Source organism: Hathewaya proteolytica DSM 3090 (assembly GCF_900142225.1).
Classification (GTDB): domain Bacteria; phylum Bacillota; class Clostridia; order Clostridiales; family Clostridiaceae; genus Hathewaya; species Hathewaya proteolytica.
In genome coordinates, this window is record NZ_FRAD01000019.1 from 20,151 (window position 1) to 40,059 (window position 19,909).

14 protein-coding genes, 1 pseudogene, 1 riboswitch and 1 other annotated feature are annotated in these 19,909 nt (G+C 35.2%); of the genes and pseudogenes, 1 reads left to right on the forward strand and 14 read right to left on the reverse strand.

From position 1 onward, the window contains the following. Positions 1-130: 130 nt before the first annotated feature. The 4 genes from thiC to BUA73_RS10510 form a co-directional block, all read right to left on the reverse strand. On the reverse strand, positions 131-1,456 hold the full coding sequence (gene thiC, locus BUA73_RS10495) for a phosphomethylpyrimidine synthase ThiC (protein WP_072904081.1): 1,326 nt from the start codon (positions 1,454-1,456) through the stop codon (positions 131-133). A 131-nt stretch (positions 1,457-1,587) separates the two neighbouring features. Beyond that, positions 1,588-1,693, reverse strand: a riboswitch (TPP riboswitch). Between the two features lie 63 nt (positions 1,694-1,756). Then, positions 1,757-2,353, reverse strand: coding sequence for a DUF975 family protein (locus BUA73_RS10500; protein ID WP_072904082.1), 597 nt, complete (start codon positions 2,351-2,353; stop codon positions 1,757-1,759). 176 nt (positions 2,354-2,529) lie between these two features. Continuing rightward, the gene (gene tyrS, locus BUA73_RS10505; protein ID WP_072904083.1) at positions 2,530-3,729 is read right to left on the reverse strand and encodes a tyrosine--tRNA ligase; all 1,200 of its coding nucleotides are present in this window, start codon (positions 3,727-3,729) and stop codon (positions 2,530-2,532) included. Between the two features lie 109 nt (positions 3,730-3,838). Continuing rightward, positions 3,839-4,117, reverse strand: a binding site (T-box leader). A 114-nt stretch (positions 4,118-4,231) separates the two neighbouring features. Continuing rightward, positions 4,232-5,092: a patatin-like phospholipase family protein gene (locus BUA73_RS10510; RefSeq protein ID WP_072904084.1), complete on the reverse strand. Its 861-nt coding sequence runs from the start codon at positions 5,090-5,092 to the stop codon at positions 4,232-4,234. A 440-nt stretch (positions 5,093-5,532) separates the two neighbouring features. On the opposite strand from BUA73_RS10510, the gene BUA73_RS10515 reads away from it, so the two are divergent. Then, a complete protein-coding gene (locus BUA73_RS10515) occupies positions 5,533-6,489 on the forward strand; it encodes an IS1595 family transposase (RefSeq protein WP_072904085.1) in 957 nt (318 codons plus the stop codon). Positions 6,490-7,501: 1,012 nt separating this feature from the next. Here BUA73_RS10515 and BUA73_RS10520 read toward each other — a convergent pair. From BUA73_RS10520 to BUA73_RS10565, 10 genes and pseudogenes are all read right to left on the reverse strand, one after another. Next, positions 7,502-9,229 carry a [FeFe] hydrogenase, group A gene (locus tag BUA73_RS10520; RefSeq protein ID WP_072904086.1) on the reverse strand — a complete coding sequence of 576 codons (1,728 nt, stop codon included), beginning with the start codon at positions 9,227-9,229 and terminating at the stop codon, positions 7,502-7,504. Next, the gene (locus BUA73_RS10525) at positions 9,223-11,058 is read right to left on the reverse strand and encodes an NAD(P)-binding protein (protein ID WP_072904087.1); all 1,836 of its coding nucleotides are present in this window, start codon (positions 11,056-11,058) and stop codon (positions 9,223-9,225) included. The genes BUA73_RS10520 and BUA73_RS10525 overlap by 7 nt, the downstream gene beginning before the upstream one ends. Before the next feature lie 45 nt (positions 11,059-11,103). Continuing rightward, positions 11,104-11,709 carry an ATP-binding cassette domain-containing protein gene (locus tag BUA73_RS10530; protein WP_084672228.1) on the reverse strand — a complete coding sequence of 202 codons (606 nt, stop codon included), beginning with the start codon at positions 11,707-11,709 and terminating at the stop codon, positions 11,104-11,106. A gap of 28 nt (positions 11,710-11,737) precedes the next feature. Continuing rightward, positions 11,738-12,529, reverse strand: a complete 792-nt coding sequence (locus tag BUA73_RS10535; protein WP_072904088.1) for an ABC transporter permease — start codon at positions 12,527-12,529, stop codon at positions 11,738-11,740. Further along, positions 12,504-13,538 carry an ABC transporter substrate-binding protein gene (locus BUA73_RS10540; RefSeq protein WP_072904089.1) on the reverse strand — a complete coding sequence of 345 codons (1,035 nt, stop codon included), beginning with the start codon at positions 13,536-13,538 and terminating at the stop codon, positions 12,504-12,506. The genes BUA73_RS10535 and BUA73_RS10540 overlap by 26 nt, the downstream gene beginning before the upstream one ends. A 638-nt stretch (positions 13,539-14,176) precedes the next feature. Beyond that, complete coding sequence (locus BUA73_RS10545) at positions 14,177-16,222, reverse strand: ABC transporter permease (protein ID WP_072904090.1); 2,046 nt, start codon at positions 16,220-16,222, stop codon at positions 14,177-14,179. Beyond that, complete coding sequence (locus tag BUA73_RS10550) at positions 16,215-16,982, reverse strand: ABC transporter ATP-binding protein (protein WP_072904103.1); 768 nt, start codon at positions 16,980-16,982, stop codon at positions 16,215-16,217. The genes BUA73_RS10545 and BUA73_RS10550 overlap by 8 nt, the downstream gene beginning before the upstream one ends. 133 nt (positions 16,983-17,115) lie before the next feature. After that, positions 17,116-18,138: a sensor histidine kinase gene (locus tag BUA73_RS10555; protein ID WP_072904091.1), complete on the reverse strand. Its 1,023-nt coding sequence runs from the start codon at positions 18,136-18,138 to the stop codon at positions 17,116-17,118. Further along, entirely contained in the window at positions 18,135-18,809 is a 675-nt protein-coding gene (locus BUA73_RS10560; protein ID WP_093426699.1) for a response regulator transcription factor, read from the reverse strand. The genes BUA73_RS10555 and BUA73_RS10560 overlap by 4 nt, the downstream gene beginning before the upstream one ends. 83 nt (positions 18,810-18,892) lie before the next feature. Further along, positions 18,893-19,891: pseudogene (locus tag BUA73_RS10565) on the reverse strand (Rpn family recombination-promoting nuclease/putative transposase); the annotation flags it as partial. Between the last annotated feature and the right edge of the window lie 18 nt (positions 19,892-19,909).

The window sequence follows — 19,909 nt, forward strand, 5'->3', positions numbered from 1 at the left end:
CCATTTTCCTATATTAATAATTCTATCACTGTTTTCTACAAAAGAGCCACATGCAACTTTTATTTTAAATCAAGTCCTAATTCCATCACTGCTTTCTACAAAAGAGCCATATGCACCACCCCACGTAGTTTTAATCCATGATGTCCACGTCTTCACCTCGCAGAATCTTATTAATATTTCTAACTGCGCACATTTTCCCACACATTGTGCATGTATCTTCCCTTTCTGGTGTGGATTCCGCACGATATCTTCTAGCCTTATCACCATCCATAGCTAAATTAAATTGCCCTTCCCAGTCAAGATTTCTTCTAGCCTCACTCATCTCATAATCCCAATCAGCAGCGCCCTTTACACCCTTTGCAATATCAGCTGCATGCGCCGCTATCTTGGAAGCTATTATTCCCTCTCGTACATCTTCTACAGTTGGAAGTCTCAAGTGTTCCGCAGGGGTTACATAGCAAAGGAATGATGCGCCATAAGTGGCGGCAATAGCTCCTCCAATGGCAGACGTGATGTGATCGTATCCAGGTGCCACATCGGTAACAATTGGCCCTAGGACATAGAAAGGAGCACCCTTGCAGATACTCTGCTGAATTTCCATATTAGCACGAATTTGATTTAATGGCATATGACCTGGTCCTTCAATTATTATCTGAACATTTTTCTCCCAGGCACGCATGGTAAGTTCCCCTAAGCTGACCAACTCTTCGATTTGAGATATATCACCCGCATCAGCTATACTACCTGGACGACATGCATCACCAAGGCTTAATGTAACATCATACTGCTGGCAAATTTCAAGTATTTCATCAAAATGCTCATAGAACGGATTTTCATTTCCTGTAAGCTCCATCCAAGCGAAAATTATGGATCCACCACGAGATACTATGTTTGTATGTCTCTTAGATTTTTTGAAACGCTCCGCAGTATTCTTATTTATACCGCAGTGAATAGTCATAAAATCCACTCCATCTTCTGCATGCATTCTAACTATATCTATCCATTCTTCAGATGTGATTTTCTTAAGTGCCTTGTTATAATAAACCACAGCATCATAGATTGGCACTGTCCCGAGCACCGCTGGACATTCGGAAGTAAGCTTTCTTCTGAAAACTTGAGTGTCCCCATAGGAACTTAAGTCCATGATGGCCTCCGCCCCCATTTCCACAGCAGTCATGACCTTCTTCATCTCCACATCAAGATCTAAACAATCTCTTGATGTACCAAGATTCACATTTATTTTGGTCTTTAATTTATTTCCTATGCCATAGGGCTTCAAACACTTATGATTTTTGTTAGCTGGAATTACAATTTGCCCCTTTGCCATAAGCTCCAAAAGCTCTTTACAATCCATATTTTCATATTCAGCAACTTTTTTCATTTCCTCAGTGATTATGCCTTTTTTAGCTGCATCCATCTGAGTGGTATACTGTTTACTTCCCGTACATTTTTCCATAAACTTAAACTCTCCCATATAATTATTTGCATGGTCTACAAAACAATCTCACAGGGCACAAAAAAAGCCGCCCATGCCATTGAATAATAATGTAAGTGCCAAAGCACTTTTCAACAGCGTAAGCGGTAGCAAAATTTCACTTTCAAGTTCCCTACGTTGGCATTATCCAAATCAGGTTATAAGGGTCGAAGCTAAAACTTCCTCTCAGCCTGTTCACAGGCTCCCCATGATGTATTATTAAGTTTTACCATGTATTTGTCTATAACTTATCACAATCCGTAAGTCTTGTCAAAGCATATTTTAGAAATTTGCATATTCATTCTTAATCTCATTGTAAAAATTAGCTATTGTAGCTTCCATATACGGAAAAACATATATTCCTGCAATTCCAAAGGTTACAACAACTAGCAATCCCCAAGGGATAAATGATAATTCCAATATGAACAAGTCCATTTTATGTCCATCCATCATTCTTTCGCTGTGCTCCATTGCCTGCATAGCTTTAAAATCTGGATTATCAACAGCTACGTACATTGCCATAGAATAACTCAAGCTCTTTATGATACCCGGAACTATCAACAATAAGCACCAAAAGAAAATTAGTATAGCACTCAAAAGATTAATGCCTACATTGGTAGCAAAATTATTAAATCCCTTAAATAGATCGCCTATATCTACACCCTCACCCTTAGTTAATTTTAGAAATATAAGACTTGACCCAAATGCCATAGGTCCTGACAAAAATAAATAGCCAATTGGACCTACTAAAGGTATTGCATTGCATCCTCCTTCTATTAAACCCCTTATAACATTGCAAAGGAACAAAACACCTATACTGCCCCTTATCTGGTCTTTTGCTAATGTCTTCAAACGCACCCTGTCAATTGAATTTTCCATAATACTTCCCCCCTATTCCATAATGTTCTCATTAAATTATAAAGCAATTTTTCATTGTTTTCAACTTATTAATATTATTCACTATATATTTATATATATTAGAGGGTTCTACAATAGTTTCATAATTTATACAATAATTATTATTATTATTTTTATTTACCTACTTGAATTTAGCCCTATTTCAATCTTGCAAAATGTTTTTTTCCTATTTTCAGAACCAATCCATTTTGTAATTCCATATTTATGTCTCTATTAGATATTTTTTCTCCATTCACACTTACACCACCTTGAGACAACAATCTCATGAACTCCTTTCTGCTTGGAATCATATCCATATCCTTAAGTTTAGGAATTATATCATTCAAGCATTGTAACCCACTTTTGCTAAGTTCAATCTCTGGTATATCATCTGGTATGGACTTTTTTGCAAATGCTTCTTCATAAAATTTCTTTGCCTTCCCCAACTCCTCTTGTGAATGGTAAAGTCCCGTTATTATTTCCGCTAATTCATATTTTACGTCACGTGGATTTCTGCCCTTTTCAAGTTGCTCTTTAATTTCCTGAATTTTATCTGGATGCTCATCTGTAGCAAGATCAAAGTATTTTATTATCAGTGAATCCGGTATCTCCATGCACTTTTTAAACATTACCTCCGAAGGTTCGCTGACTCCAATATAGTTATTTAAACTTTTGCTCATCTTTTCAACACCATCAAGACCTTCTAAAAGTGGCATAAACATGGCTATCTGTTGTTCCTGGCCCATGGTCTTCTGCAGTGTTCTGCCCATTAATATATTAAATGTCTGGTCTGTGCCACCCAATTCTATGTCTGCTTTAAGTTCCACTGAATCGTAAGCTTGCATTAAAGGGTAAAAAAATTCATGAATCCCAATAGCTACTCCATTTTTGTATCTATTGCTAAAATCATCTCGCTCCAACATTCTAGCTACAGTAGTAGTTGACGCCAGCTTTATTATTTCCTCAAACTTCAACTGTGATAACCACTTACTATTAAATCTAACTTCCGTTTTGCTTTTATCTAATATTCTAAAAATCTGTTCACAATATGTAGCTGCATTTTCTTTTACCTTTTCCTCGCTAAGTGCCACACGTCCTTTGGCTTTTCCCGTAGGATCTCCTATTCTTCCTGTGAAATCTCCAATGACAATGACCACCTTGTGTCCAAGATTTTGCATCTGCCTTATCTTTCTTAATACAACAGCATGCCCTATGTGGATATCCGGTGCTGATGGATCAAGTCCAAGTTTTATGGTTAATGGCCTACCCTGCTCCAGTTTCTGCATAAGCTCCTCTTCGCTTACCAGATTCTCCACTCCTTTGCAAATAATTTTAATTTGTTCTTTTGCTGAAATCATATAAAATACCATCCTTAAATATATTTTTCAACATATGCAAGGTCTATAAGAATTTTGCACTCTTCTTCACTGAAATAAAAAAGCCCGCCCTTTTATCCACAATCGTGTATAAAAGGACGGGTTATATTCCCGTGTTACCACCTTAATTCACAAAACAATTCACATTGTTTTATCTCACCAGGTACGATCCATAATTATGACGATACCCTTGCACGCGATTACGGGGTGCCTATCCGTCACAGCCTACTAAAAAGAAAATCAATAAATTATCTTTTATTCAGTGTGCAGCTCAAAGATGTATTCGCAAAAACTATCCTCACGCCTCTCATCAACCGGCAGTTTTCTGTTAGAAATCCTAATTGCTACTATTTCTCATCATCGCTTTTCTTATACTCCGAAACGTTAAAGACAAAAATGCCCAAAACAAATCTTCGTTATGCAAATATGAAATTAGCTATATCATACAAAATGTTTTTTAATTTGTCAAGGCAATTTTATCCTATTAATATTCTTCTTGCTCTTTCAGAAATTTCACCATATCATCATATAAAGCTGATGCCCGTTTATATCCCTTCTTATACGTGTCTTCTAATTTTTCTTTATCTTTTTCTATTCTTTTCAATGGCAAAGCTTCCTCTGGCCTTATGACAAAAACTTCCCCAATGTTCTCCTGCTGTTTTATATACCTCAACGTGTCATTATAAATAAGATACCTATTCTCCATTTTTCTAATTAATTGTGGATACTTTCTGTATTTCATCTTTATAAAGGTCATGGCTTTATTAGGTTCTTTTACATATCCCTCTGGCTGAGTTAAAACTATAACATTTTTCTTCATTCCCATTTCTTGAATTTTTCTAATGGGAATAGAATCTGATATTCCACCATCCAAATATTTCATTCCTCTAAATTCAACTATCCTTGACACTAATGGTAATGATGCCGATGCTCTAACCAAATCAACTTCTTTGTCACAATCCCGAAGTTCGATGTACGCTGGTTCACCACTTTCCACATCAGTAACCGTAACAAACAACTTTGATGGATTATTCAAATATGCTTCATTGTCAAAAATATCTAGTTTTCTTGGTATCTCATCATACACGAACTTTTCACCAAATAAGTCTCCTGTTTTTATTAAATTATAAACACTGCAATAATTCTTATCATCTATATAATCAACACTTACTTTTTTTGCCCTTCCATACTGCCTTGACAAAAAACTACAAGCATGACATGCTCCAGCAGACACTCCAATGATATTTTTGAATTCAACCCCCTTATCCATAAAGAAATCCAGTACTCCCGCAGTAAAAATTCCTCTCATTCCACCGCCTTCTAAAACCAATCCTGCATTATACAAAATATCAACTCCCCTTACCCTCTAATATTTACCATGTTTTTAGTTAATTCAATATTTAACCTATCCTCATATTTTATCACAATTTTTTTCACCGTTCAAAATTTATTACATATTAAAATTATTAGCCATTTTCATTGCTTCTAATCATTAACATCCATTTTATTAATATTTATTTGTCTTTAAATTTATATAGTTTATAAACTTTATGTAATTTATCGAATTATGCCAAAAAATGTTGTTATAGCATTTATCCTTATTTTATAAGCATAACCCTATATGGCTCTTTTGTAGAAGTCAGTGATGGAATCATAAATCAATTCAAGTTTAAATCAAATATGGCTCTTTTGTAGAATACAGTGAAAAATATTTATTTTTTTAGTGTTTAAAAGAAATATTTATGGTTATAATCTAAGATAATATTAAACCGGAGGTTGGTATTTATGGAAACTGTTGCATCAAATAAAATAATTAATTATATTTTAAATTCCTACAATACGAATAATAAAAACTTCATAACCAAGTTCTTTGCCATAATTCACGGTGATAAATCAGAATGTAGCTGTCCACACTGCGGTAGCACCAAGTCCGTAAAAAACGGAAAGAATAAAAACACACAAAGGTTTCTCTGCAAAAATTGCGGTAAATCCTATATCCGAAACACCAATACTGTACTCTACCACTCTAAAAAGAGTACTGAGCTATGGAATAAATTTGTCCTATGCCTTATAGAACGCAAATCTCTGCACAAGAGTGCAAAAGAATTAAATATCAATGTAAAAACAGCTTTTTTCTGGAGACATAAACTTCTTAATGCACTAAAAGCATCTATGTTTACAGTTCCCCTAGAAGGCACCATGGAAATGTCTCATACTTATATGCTTCGTTCCTACAAAGGAAACCACAGCCATGAAAATTTCACCTTGCCGCGACCATCCAAACAACGGGGACCTCGCTGGACCCAAGGAAATGTTTTTTACAATGAACCTGACAGCGAAAAAATTTCTATATTAGGTACCATTGATAACACCAATAATTTTCTCATAGATACAGCATTAAAAAAAACTGTTACCCCTGATGATCTTATTACTCTCTTTAATAATGCATTAAAGCCTGGCAGCACTCTTATAACGGATTACAATTATAAATACAAATACCTAGCAAAAAAATTTAATTTGGAGCACATATCCTTATCCCGTGGGACTCACAAAGGTGAAAAATATAACGTTGATTATGCGGATAAATTACTAAAAAATATGCTAGAGTTTTTTGAGCCTTATAAAGGCATTGCCACAAAATACCTCACTAATTACATAGCACTGTTTAAATATGTAAAGCTATTTGTTCAGCAAACACAGCAGCTTTTAAAAAATAGTACAACTGTCCACTTTGCATGCTAATGATTTGCTTCACATGGCCTGTGATTGGTCATAAGTTATATGATTGTGCATAAGTTTTATGGATTGTACACCAGTTTTATCATTATTCACAAGTTCTATGATTGTCCATAAGGTTTATAATTGTTCGCAAGTTCTATGATGGACCATAATTTATATGATCGACCATGAGTTTTATAATTGTCCACACGTTCTATGATTATCCACAAGTGATATAACTGTTCTAATTATATAGTTGCCCACATGTTATATATTTATCACAAATTACATAGTTGTCCACAGTTTTAAAAACTTATCAACATTATTTTGGGGATTATCAACACAATTTAAACATTTTATTCACATAGCTTGTTTATTTTCTAAGTACAGCCATAGATAGCTTTGGATTTTAAAGAAATAAGACGCCTATACCTTATCGTCCCCTTGAGGTTATACACATATTATCAACAATTATTAGGGTGTTTTCCACATTAATATCACAGTTTTACCACAGTTAATACTAAAGTTATCAACATATGCAGTAAATCATCGCAACAGCCAGTATAATCATCACTATCAATAATACTAAAGGCATGGACATACCTAATAAAGTTTCATGTAGGCTTTGTAGGATTTCTATGTTTAATTTTAATATACTTTCACTCTTTATAAGTTAAATTTATACTTTTATATAATTTAGCGTGCCGTGAATTTAATTGAGACTATATCCGCATAACTTGAAATTATCACAATTCCAGGTTATCGTTGTACCCCTTTGTTATAGTTGTATGCCACGTTATCACTCTGTATTCACCATTATCATTGTATTCACACTTATCATTGTGCTCACCATTATTATTGTATTCCTCGTTATCACTGTCATTGCCAAAAGAGCCATATATATATGGTTTTGTAGAAAGATAACTTCTAATGGTGTGTAGAATTAAAGGTTGTACACCCTTCCCGTACTAAAAAAGCACCTCGAAATTCGAGATGCTTTAAAGTTAGAAACTTTCTTTATATATATTCAAACTTATTATTTTGGCATATTCCATCCGGTATGATCTGTATGCAATAATTTGTGAGCTAAATGTGACAATGGCTCTCCAAGATATGATTTGTAACATTCCTGGATGGCTGGATTTTCATGAGAAAATCTCAAGTTATTGTGTTTATCTAATCCGTATAAAACTTTAGCTCTTTGTCCTGCTAGTTCCTGACCATCATGAATTGGCTGTCCACCACCATTGACGCATCCACCTGGGCAGGCCATAACTTCTACAAAGTCATATTGAACTTTACCGCTTATTATAGCATCCATAAGCCTTCTAGCATTTGCAAGTCCGCTTACTACAGCTACCTTCACAGTAACATCTGCAATTTTAAATTCAGCTTCCTTCCAAGCGTCCATTCCTCGAACTTCTTCGAAGGCATCTGCATCGGGATTTTGTTTTGTAACTAAATAGTAGGCTGAACGAAGAGCTGCCTCCATTACTCCACCTGTAGCTCCGAAAATAACTCCTGCTCCTGTATGCGTGCCTAACGGCTCATCAAATGGGACTTCTTTTAGATTCTCTGCTTTTATATTATAGCTCTTAAGCAGTCTTACTACTTCTCTAGTTGTAAGAACCACATCTACATCCTTGAAAGCTTCCGCATCATTTATATTTGGAATGTCACATTCATGCTTTTTAGCAAGACATGGCATTATTGACACACAGTATATCTTTGATGGATCTACATTAAGAAGTTTTGCATAGTAGGATTTTGTTATGGCTCCGAACATCTGCTGTGGTGATTTAGCTGAGGACAGATATTCCACCATGTATGGGTATTCAGATTTTACAAATCTTACCCAACCCGGACAGCAAGACGTAAACATTGGCATTCCACTTTTCTTTATCTCAGGAAGCTTTTCAATAAACTCACTTCCCTCTTCCATGATAGTAAGGTCAGCTGAGAAACTGGTATCAAAAATATAATTAAAGCCGACTTTTCTAAGACCATCCACAAGCCTGTTAACAGTGGCATTTTCCCTTTCTAACCCTAGCTGCTCTCCCCATGCTGTTCTAATAGCCGGAGCAATTTGTACTACTGTTATTAAATCTTTATTCTCAATAGCCTCTATAGCTCTGTCCACATCGTCTCTTTCCCTAAGTGCAGCAACTGGGCAGTGAGTAAGACATTGTCCACATAAACTACAATTTGCCTCTTCTAATTTTACATTATTTGAGACATCAACTGTAGTTCTTGCACCTGTATTTACCACATCCCACACTTTAAGACTTTGAACCTTGTCACAGATTTGTACGCAACGCATACATTTTATGCATTTTTCAGCATTTCTGATAAGTGGAAAATTCTCATTAAAAGAGGATTTTTCTATGATACTTTCATAAGGAACATCGGTAATATTTAAATCTCGAGCAATTTTCTGCAAAGAACAGTTGCCACTTCTTACACAAGTTGCACACTTGAAATCATGTTGCGATAAAATTAGCTTTACATTAGTTTTTCTTACTGTTCTAGCTTTGTTACTATTGGTATGAACCACCATACCTTCTTTCACCGTATTATTGCAGGCAGTTACAACCCTATCTATGCCTTCCACTTCAACAACGCAAACCCTACATGCCCCTATTTCATTTATTTCTTTTAAATAACAAAGTGTCGGTATCTCTATTCCAGCTGTTCGCGCTGCGTCAAGAATAGATGTTCCCTCTGGTACTTCTACGTTTATGTTGTTTATAGTTAACTTTACCATTTTTCTATTCTTCCTCCTCTGAACACTCCGTATCCAAAATGATCACATCTAAGGCATCTGTTAGCTTCCTGACATGCCTCTTCACAGCTCATGCCAATCTCGGCAAGTTCAAAATCATTTACACGGTCTTTTGAATCTCTTTCTTTAACAGAGACCCTTCCACATTTTAATTTATCATCGAAGTTAGCTTCCGGTATTTCTACATCACATGTAATTTCATGGTTAAATCCAAGGTATTCATCTATATTGGCCGCTGCAACTTTTCCAGCTGCAATAGCCCTTATAACTGTAGCTGGTCCAGTAACGCAGTCTCCACCTGCAAAGATTCCCTTAAAGTTCTTGATTTCACTGCAGCTAAGTGCTTCTATGGCACCACGTTTAACAGGAATTCCGTAATCTTCAAAGGTCTTTGATTGAATACCTTGTCCTACAGCAACGATGATTAAATCGCATTCAATTTTTTTCATTTCAGCATCTGCATTGACTACACCCGGTCTATCATTCTTTATTTTGCTTATCATCTGAGGTTGAACGTGAAGGTATTTTACATTAGAATTTTCATCTGTCTCAATTTTTACAGGAGTCATCAGTTCATAAAGTTCGCACCCTTCTGCTATAGCACCTTCTATTTCATCTGGAAGTGCTGTCATGTCAGCCTTTCTCCTTCTGTACACAATGCTAACGCTCTCTGCACCAAGTCGGACCGAGCTTCTAGCTACGTCCATGGCTACATTTCCACCACCAATTACCACGATTTTCTTTCCAGTGTAATCTGGCTTATCTCCGTCGCCGATGTTTCTAAGCATTTCCACTGCTGAAATCACGCCCTTAGCTTCTTCCTCGCCTTCGATTCCAATCTTCTTGTCCGTGTGCGCTCCTATGGCAATATATATAGCATCATAATTATTCTGCAGTTCCACCATGCTAATATCTTTTCCAACAGAAACTTCCTTGTGAACCTCAATACCTGCTGATAATATGGCATTTATATCTCTCTCAAGCAATTCTCTTGGAAGTCTATAGTTTGGAATTCCATAGCTAAGCATTCCACCTAATCGCTTTCTTTGTTCATAAATAGTTACATTGTGCCCCATTAATGCCAAGTAGTATGCAGCACTTAGACCACCAGGTCCTCCGCCTACAATAGCCACCTTTTTTCCTGTATTTTCTGCACATGGTGGTATAGGAACCTCTCCTGCATTGTCCACAGCCACTCTCTTAAGACCCCTTATATTCACCGGATAATCCAACATACCTCGTTTACACCTGTTTTCACATGGATGCTCACAAATAAGTCCGCATACAACAGGCATAGGGTTGTCCTTTCGAATTAACTTAACAGCATCTGCATATCTACCTTCCCCAACTAAAGAAATATATCCTGGAATATCAACTCCAGCTGGACATAGTGCTTTGCACGGAACAGGCTGATTACTATTGCATATACATCTGTTGTGGTTTATGTGCTCTTCAAAATCCTCTCTGTAGCCTTCCATACCTCTTAATACCATAGCTGCTGCCTCATACCCAATGGCACAGTCAGAAGAAAGATAAATGCTCTCCGCTGTATTCTTAATCAAATCAATTGTCTCAAGAGTAGCACGTCCATCAAGGACGTCATCAAATAATTCAGAAAGTTGCCTTAACCCTATTCTACATGGTACACATTTACCACAAGTTTGTGCTAAACACATTTTAATAAAAGCACCTGTTAAATCAACAGGACACAAACCTGGAGGACTTGCTACGATTCGTCGTTCTAACGCCTTATAAAGCTTTTCCACCGTAATCTGAGCCTTATTTTCAGTTACAATACTCAATCTACTCATAATTATCTTTCCTTTCTAATTAATTTCCTTGTACTGCGATAATTTTCATATGCTTTCTATATTAATAATCCGGCCTGGATTTATTAACTCAATATCCTCTTTATCATGTGTTACAATGAACATGGTTCTTTTTCCCTTATTTTGCAACACATATTGTACTACCTTTTCTTTTGTCCTTCTATCTAGTCCCTTAAAAGGCTCATCCATGCAGATAACATCACTCTCAGCCATCATAGCCTTTATTATTTCTACCCTTCGCTTCATACCACCACTTAAGGTTTTACATATATTATGGCAAATCCCCTTAGGCAGTATGGTTTCACAGGCTTTTTCTATTTCCTCACGAGAAATTCTTTTGCCTTGCTTCTTATCTACAACGATTTTGATATTAGTCATCACCGAGAATTCCTCTAAAAGTCTATCTTCTTGGAACACAGCGGAAAACTCTTTATCAAAAAGGCCTTCAATGGTTCCTTCATAATCCTTATCCAATCCCATGAGTATATTTAGAAAAGTAGTTTTACCAACACCTGATGGCCCCATCACAGCAACAACTTCACCCTCTTCAATAGAAAAGCTAAGTTCTTTGAATAATATTTTATCGTAAGATTTTCTTAATTTCTGTACTGTTATTATGGATTCACACCTCACCTTTTAAGCAGAATTTCACTGAAATCTACTATTTAGTTCTAGTTCCATACATTCTTTTTTGCAGAATTAACATTATTTTATCTATAATCCTCTCGGAAATATAACAGATAAATATAATTAAAACTGTCCACGCAAGCAACTCATCCATATTTAAATATAGCTTTGAAAGATAAATCTCCTCTCCAATGCTATCTTTTGTAACACCAATAAGTTGTGCCGCTATACCTGCCTTTATGGCCATGCCAACTGTGCTCCTAAAAACCACCCTTAATTCACCCAAAATACACGGAATATATAGATATAAAAACCTGGTGAATTTACCCACTCTATAAATTTTGAACATATCGATTATTTTTTTATCTATATTTAATATGGCCTGAACTAAGCTGTAGTAAGTAACGGGAAACACCACCATAAATGATATAATGCCTGTTGCCATTTCCGAAGAAAATATAACAAGAACCAAAACTATAAAACACGCCACAGGTACTGACTTCATAACAGCTACCACTGGAGATACTATCATTGCCCATATCTTGCTTCTGCTTGCAAATACAGCACACACTACTGCAGTTAAAGTGGAAATGCACAACCAAACCATTATGTCCACCATGGTTTTGAAAACGATAACATAGGTTTGTGGCGTTCTCATTAATGTTGCCAGTGCAGATATTGTGTCAACGGGCCCAGGCAACAATATAGCTTCATTTACAATCAAAGATGCCAACTGCCATATTCCAAGCCAGCACAACCCAATTATTACTTTTAAAAATGATGGTGTTTTTCCATTTACCTTAATTTTCTTTGTAATAGAAGTCATCTCTAGGTAATTTCCCTCCTACAGAGGCTTTGTTTGAATTATAAAGTGTGGTTAGGTAACCCTCTAGCTTTTTGTTCATCTCGTCACCTGTTATACACACAAGGTTACAATAAGGCAAAGCTTTCTTTGCAATAGCAGCTTTTACAATATCGTATTTTTCTATAAGATTTGCAGCTTCATCAATATTATTCTTAGTGAATTCAACTGATTTCTTCTGCTCTTCCATAAACTTATTCACAAGCTCTTTATGCTGATTTAGAAAATCCTTTCTAACCACTGTTACAGCAGTTACCATGCTGCTCTCTCCATGCGATGACTTCTCCCAACATTCTGTAAGATCTAACACTATCTTTAATTTGTCGTTATTGTTAAGCGCTACCGTCGTAAATGGTTGTGGTAATATTCCCACACTATCCTTATTCACCTTTAATGCAGCAACCACTTCCGTAGGTTCAGATTTGAACTCTATTTTAACCTTTTCAAGCTGTACCCCATTTTTTTCAAGCAAATACTTAAGTGAATACTCTGGAACTGTTCCCTTTCCAGTCATAAAGACGGTTTTTCCTTCTAAGTCTTTTATGTCCTTTATATTGCTTGATTCAGAGACACCATACAAAACCCCTAGTGTATTAACATTTAGTGCCACAATATTGCCTTTAGTTTTTTCATAAAGCACTGCAGCCAAATTAGCTGGAATACTTGCCATATCAACCTGTTTCTTTACAATTAGTGGAACGATTTCATCAGCTGAATTGTACATATTGAAACTTACATTGATTTTTTTGTCCTCCAAAAGTTTTACAATACCCATAGAAGTTGGTCCTTTTAATGCAGCAAGCTTTATTTCATCAGTGTCCGACTTATTGACGGCATTCTCCTGCTGTTTTTCATTGCTACCGTGGGATATATCCTTTGACTCTTTAGAGCCAGTGCATCCTACAAATATAGGTATCATAAGACACAACCCAGCAACAATGCAAATCTGTTTTTTTAGCCATTTAGTTGTCATAATTTCCCTCCTTTTCTTTTTGTTTTTTTTGTTTTCCGTTTTACTTTTATAATTATTCCCAATTAAACTCCCGTAAACTATAGATTTTTTATATAATACGTATGTATATAGAATTATAACAAATATACATGGTATTTTAAACATATCTTAATTTAATTATAACATTGTTTTTATTTCGATTTTATTACAATAGTTTTAATTTTTTGATTTTAAGTCAACTCCACACCCCAGTATATCCTTATATGATTTCAGCTTCCTAAGGCTCTTTTGTAGAATACAGTGATAGAACATTGTTAGTTTCATCTCCGTAAATCTATATGGCTCTTTTGTAGAATGCAGTGATAGAAATACTGTCACTGTTATTGTCACAAAAGCCGCATGGCTTGTGCGCCTGTAAAAATTTTTTGCTGCAGGCGAATTTTTACTTTATCACTGCCATTGCCATAAGAGCCGTATGGCTAACGCCTATAAATATATCTATGGGCTTGAAGCGTAATTTTACTCTATCACTGTTATCGCCATAAGAGCCATATGTCTGGCAGGATAAAAAAAGGAAGATGTCTTGAAGAAATTTTCTTTCTTTTGGAACACCTTCCCTTGGGGAAATTTAATTTATGCGACCTATGAGTTTGTTTTGTTTACAAGTTTGCTTTGTTTACAAGTTTGTAGTAAGTTTTTGCAGTAAGTGCGTATACTATGCCATAAGCAATGGTGAAGATTAAAACTGTTCCCACTGTACAAATTATAAATAATGAGGTTTTAGTAAGACCTAACATTAACAAAAGTTGTCTTATTATTCTAAAGGCAAAACATATGTGCACTATGGCTACGATGATTGGCAAGAAAAATACAGTGAGTATCTGGCTATGAATTACCTTTTTTACTTCTTTATCTCCCATACCTACTTTTTTCATCATATCAAATCTGCTTCTATCTTCATACCCTTCTGATATTTGCTTATAGTATATAATCATCACTGTGGTTATAAGGAACAAGATTCCCAAGAAAACACCTATGAACAAAAGACTGCCATACATGTTCATAAAATTCTCTCTTCCACTGTAAATATCGCGAACATCTCTCACATGGGCAATACCGGCATCATTAAGCACATCTCTCAGATTGCCAATGAAAGCTTTTTTGTCAGCCATGGAACCGCTAAGATCAAACTTGTAATTATACGTTACGGATTGGGTTCTATAACTTCCTTCTTTTGATTTATCGTAGTAAGCCAAGGCTTCCATTTCGTTTAGTGTTGGAACTACCAACACTTTTACATTCACATAATAATTTGGAAGGCTATCACAAAATTCATTAGTAAGTTTTTTCTTTATAGTGTACTTCTTCTCAATATTGCTCTTTATTAAAATAGTATCGTAGTCATACTTCGATTTCTCAGATGTTAAGATAATAGCTTCCTGTGCCCCTAATGTTTCTTTAGAATTATTGAGTTTATTATAATCGTCAAGGTTCATCACAATTACATTGGACATATTATTTATATCACTTAAAGCCATAGATTTCGCAACGTTATGTGTCTCTTTATTGTACTGCATAATAAGATTTAGCATATAAAAATCCTGCACATTATCAATCTTCACATTGTGCTTTTCTGCTTGCCTCTCCATGGTTTCCTTTATAAGATTAGTATCATATGAACCAGGATTGTGATTTTGCAGTTTATCCATGTTTGGCTCGTAGTTATAGCTAGTAACTATATCCCTATCATATTGCATCTTTAGCATATCTTCGAGACCCATGTAAAGTGATACTGTGGTGGATAATGTCACAAGAACCATGGTGCTTAAAATACATATACTTGCAAGTCCTGCGGCATTTTTCTTCATTCTGTAAATCATACCCGATATTGTTATAAAATGAGTTTTGTGATAATAATATCTTTTGTTAGATTTCATTATTTTTAGTACAGCAATACTTACTGTAGTAAATAAAAGATATGTTCCTATTATTACGAGAATTACTGCAATTAAGAATGTGGACAGTGCCTCCATGACATTCTTACAAGTCATGGCTATATAGTAACCTGTTCCAAGGGTTCCAAGGCCTAATAGGGTAATAATCCACTTTGCTTTTGGCTCGCGCTCACCCACATTGGTGCTGTGAAGCAATTCAATAGGTTTCAAAAATATTACTCGTATTCGATTATATATGATTAAAAGAATAAACAATACTCCAAATAAAATTGAAGTAAGTATTATAGCAAATCCTGAAATTGAAAACTCCATGGGAGTTTTAATTTGAGCTAGTTTTATGAGGATTAGAAACATTAATTTTGCAAGTAATGCCCCAAAAAATATGCCCAAAACTATACTTCCAATTCCTATAAAAAACGTTTCCCAAAAAAGTACTTTTCCAATATGCTTTTTATCCATGCCAAGAACATTGTAAAGCCCTAATTCTCTTGTTCGCCTTTTCATTAGGAAGCTGTTGATGTAGAAAATAATTAATATAGAGAAAAATCCGATGCACCAAATACCCATGTAAAGTATTGAAGAAACTTCTCTGGCACCAGAAAAATTTGAATTAGCTGTCTTAACCGTTATAGAAGTTAATATATAAAACAAAGATGCCATAACCATGGCTGCCAGTAAAAATGGGAAATACATATTTTTATTTTTCTTGATATTGCTTAATGCTAGCTTGCTGTACATAAATTTATTCATGTATATCACCGCCAGCTAAAAGTAAGGTTAAGGTGTCTGATATTTTTCTGTACATTTCATCGTCGTTCATACTGCCCCTGTACAGCTGATGGAATATCTCTCCATCTTTTATGAAAAGCACTCTTTCAGCATTGGAAGCTGCTCTAGTGCTGTGTGTTACCATTAGAATTGTCTGGCCCATGTGGTTTAAATCTGAAAATACATTTAATAATTCCCCTGTGGATTTTGTGTCTAGTGCACCTGTGGGCTCATCGGCTAAAAGGATCTCTGGTTCAGTGATTATGGCCCTTGCTATGGCTACACGTTGCTTTTGTCCACCAGATATTTCGTAAGGGAATTTCTTCAAAAGACCGGCAATATTTAGTTTTTTTGCTATGGGTTCTAACTTGGGCCTCATCTCATTATAGGTTTCCCCAGCCAACACTAATGGCAAATAAATATTGTCCTCTACAGAGAAGTTGTCTAGCAAATTAAAATCCTGAAATACAAATCCTAAATGCTCTCTTCTGAACTTAGCAAGTTCTGATTCTTTTATTTCCACAGTGTTGCTATTGTTTAGAATAACCTCCCCATGGGTAGGTCTATCCATGGCAGCTAATATGTTTAAAAGGGTAGTTTTACCTGAACCCGACTCCCCCATGATAGCAACATACTCGCCCTTCTCCACGCTGAAATTTATATTTTTAAGGGCCTCTACCTTATTCCCTCCAAAACGAGTGGTATATATCTTTTTTAAATTTTTAACATCAAGTAGTGACATAATATCTATACTCCCTTTCATCATAATTATTTTATACACAGTGGGCATTTATCCATGACCACACCCTATATATTATAATAACAAAAAGAGAAACGCTTTGCCTTCCATCGGCCTTACATTTCCCCCTTTATCCTTACATGTTAGTAAGGTTTCTAAATATAATTTCTACTTGAGTGCCCTTATTGACCTGAGAGTATATATTAATCCCATTATTTAATCTATCCAATATTGTCTTTGTAAGATACAATCCAATACCCGTGGATTTTTTCTCCATTCTGCCATTATAACCTGTGAACCCTCGTTGAAATATTCGCGGCAAATCTTCACTGCAAATACCTACACCAGTATCTTCAATTACAAGAATAAGAGAATTCTGCCCTTTCAGCGTTTTATTTTGTTTTTTAAGGTATATGGATATGGTGCCCTTTTTAGTATACTTTAAAGAATTGGACAAAATCTGCTTTAAGACAAAAAGGATCCACTTCTCGTCCGTTACCACCTTCTCATTGAGATTGTCATCTAGTTTCAAAGAAATATTGCGGCCAATGAATACTCTAGAAAAATACTTTACTGCTTGTTTTACTATCTGCAAAAGATTATATTGCTGCAAAACAAGGTCGCTATTAAGACTATCCAACCGAATGTACTGAAGCATCATGTCCACATATTGTTCAATTTCAAAAAGTTGATTTTTCATTTCCCTTGTGTAGCTCTTGTCAAGCTCATTTTCCTCATCCATGTCCTGAAGGAGAAGGTTAATGGCCGTTATAGGGGTTTTAATCTGATGTGCCCATGTAGTTATAAATTCCCTATTATCAAAATTCACCTTATTCACGTCTCTAAGTCTCTGCAAAAGTACATACTCTAGCTGACATAACAATTCTTGATAATCTGACTCCATCTGTGTCTTTGGAGACTGCAATTGGTGCAAAGTAATGTCAATGTTGTTCTTATGTTGTTGCAGTTCCTTGTGCCTTATCAAATATTTTCTTAAATCAAACAAAACGTACATTAGCCAGAACGTAGCGCAAATCATGGCTGGATAAAGTGCGACTTTTGTAGGCACATCACTTAGTTTAAACACCAAAGCAAACACAAATACACAGACTATATCAAATCCAATTCTAGGAATCTTCTCTTTTAAATAATTCATCATAGATAATACCCTATGCCCTTTTTAGTTTTGATGAAGTCGTCTGCACCTAATTCCTTCAACTTTTTTCTTATTCTCGTAATATTCACTGTAAGGGTATTGTCATCTACAAAACAATCACTGTCCCACAATCTTATCATTAAGCTTTCCCGAGTTACTATTTCACCGCCATTTTCCATAAGCATCTGAAGGATCTTAAACTCATTTTTTGTAAGTTCTACACACTGATCTTTATAGGTAACCTTGGCATCTCCCAAGTTCAGAAAAACACCATGGTACTCCATCAAGTTCATATTGCTTTTAAAGGAATAACTCCTTCTTATAAGCGCACTTACCTTGGCCCTTAATACCGACAAATCAAAGGGCTTTGCAATGAAATCGTCACCACCCATGTCCATAGCCATTACAATATCCATATTTTGATTAGCTGAAGAAATGAAAATTATAGGGACCTTGGAAAACTTTCTAATCTCTGAACACCAGTAAAAGCCATTATAAAAAGGTAGCATTATGTCTAGGAGAATTAACTCAGGTGAAAACTTGGAAACTTCCTTTACTACATTGGCGAAATCATTGACACAATAAATCTCATATCCCCATTTTGTAAGATACTTCTCCATGGATGACGCAATGACCTCATCATCCTCCACAATTAAAATTTTATAGTTTTCCACTATACATCTCCCCTTGCAAAGAAATGCCCAAAAGTCAATGTTACTCTTGTGCACCCCTATCTAAACTCACTATTGCAGAATACCTACAGCAATTCATCCAGTTGTTCAATATTTTCTATAGTAAACAAACTCTTTATTGCTTTCTCTATGCTCTCTATGCTGGCACACTGAACTTTCGCTCTGTATTGATTTGCATCATCTTTAAACTTTTCACTTATTAGCTCTAAAAGAAGTGTTGCCTTAATATTTTTAAGTTCTTCCTTCATTTTTAAATTTTCTTCTTCTACCCTGTTCTTTTCCTCTTTGGCTCTGTTTAAATCCTGCTTAACGCTATCCCTCTCTTTTTCTGCTTCCTCAAGTTCTTCCTTGACTTTATTCATTTTATATTCTGCGTACTTTTTCTTAGACATCTCATCCATGAGATATTTTTCTCTGGCAAGATATCTTTGATATTCAAGCTCATCTGCACTTAACTTATTCATAATATCAACTGCCACCCCTATCTCTTCTTTATTTTTTGATAACTTAGTTAATATATTTGTATCACCATTAGGTTCACACTCTTTAAGGAACGTAACCCACCCCTCTAAATCATTGAGTTCTGATATATTCTTATTGTGTTCAAACTTATTAAGTTCTAGATAATGAATTTCTAAATCCTCAGTAAATGCAAAATTATCATCTCTTTCCTTTACAAGAAATACATTGTGAAATTTATTGTTTTCCTTAATGAGATTAAAATCAAGAATGTTTATTACGATGCTTTTCTTTAAGTCATAATAATAATTACTTTTCTTCAGTGTTTCACAATATAATTTTGCCCAATAATATAGACTCCTTCTTTTATAGTCGTCCACATCATTTATCTGAACTTCTATATCTATTAATTCACCCTTTTCTGTTTTAACTTTAATATCCATTATAGATTGTTTATCTTGCTCTATTTCCCTATCATTAAATGGGTTTAAATACACTATTTCCTTTATTTTGTTCCTATCTTTTAATTCAAGAACAGAATTAAGAAAATCCTTTAATATACGCTCACTTTTTTCACCATCACCCGCAAAAACTTTTTTAAATGCAAAATCTACCTTTTAAAT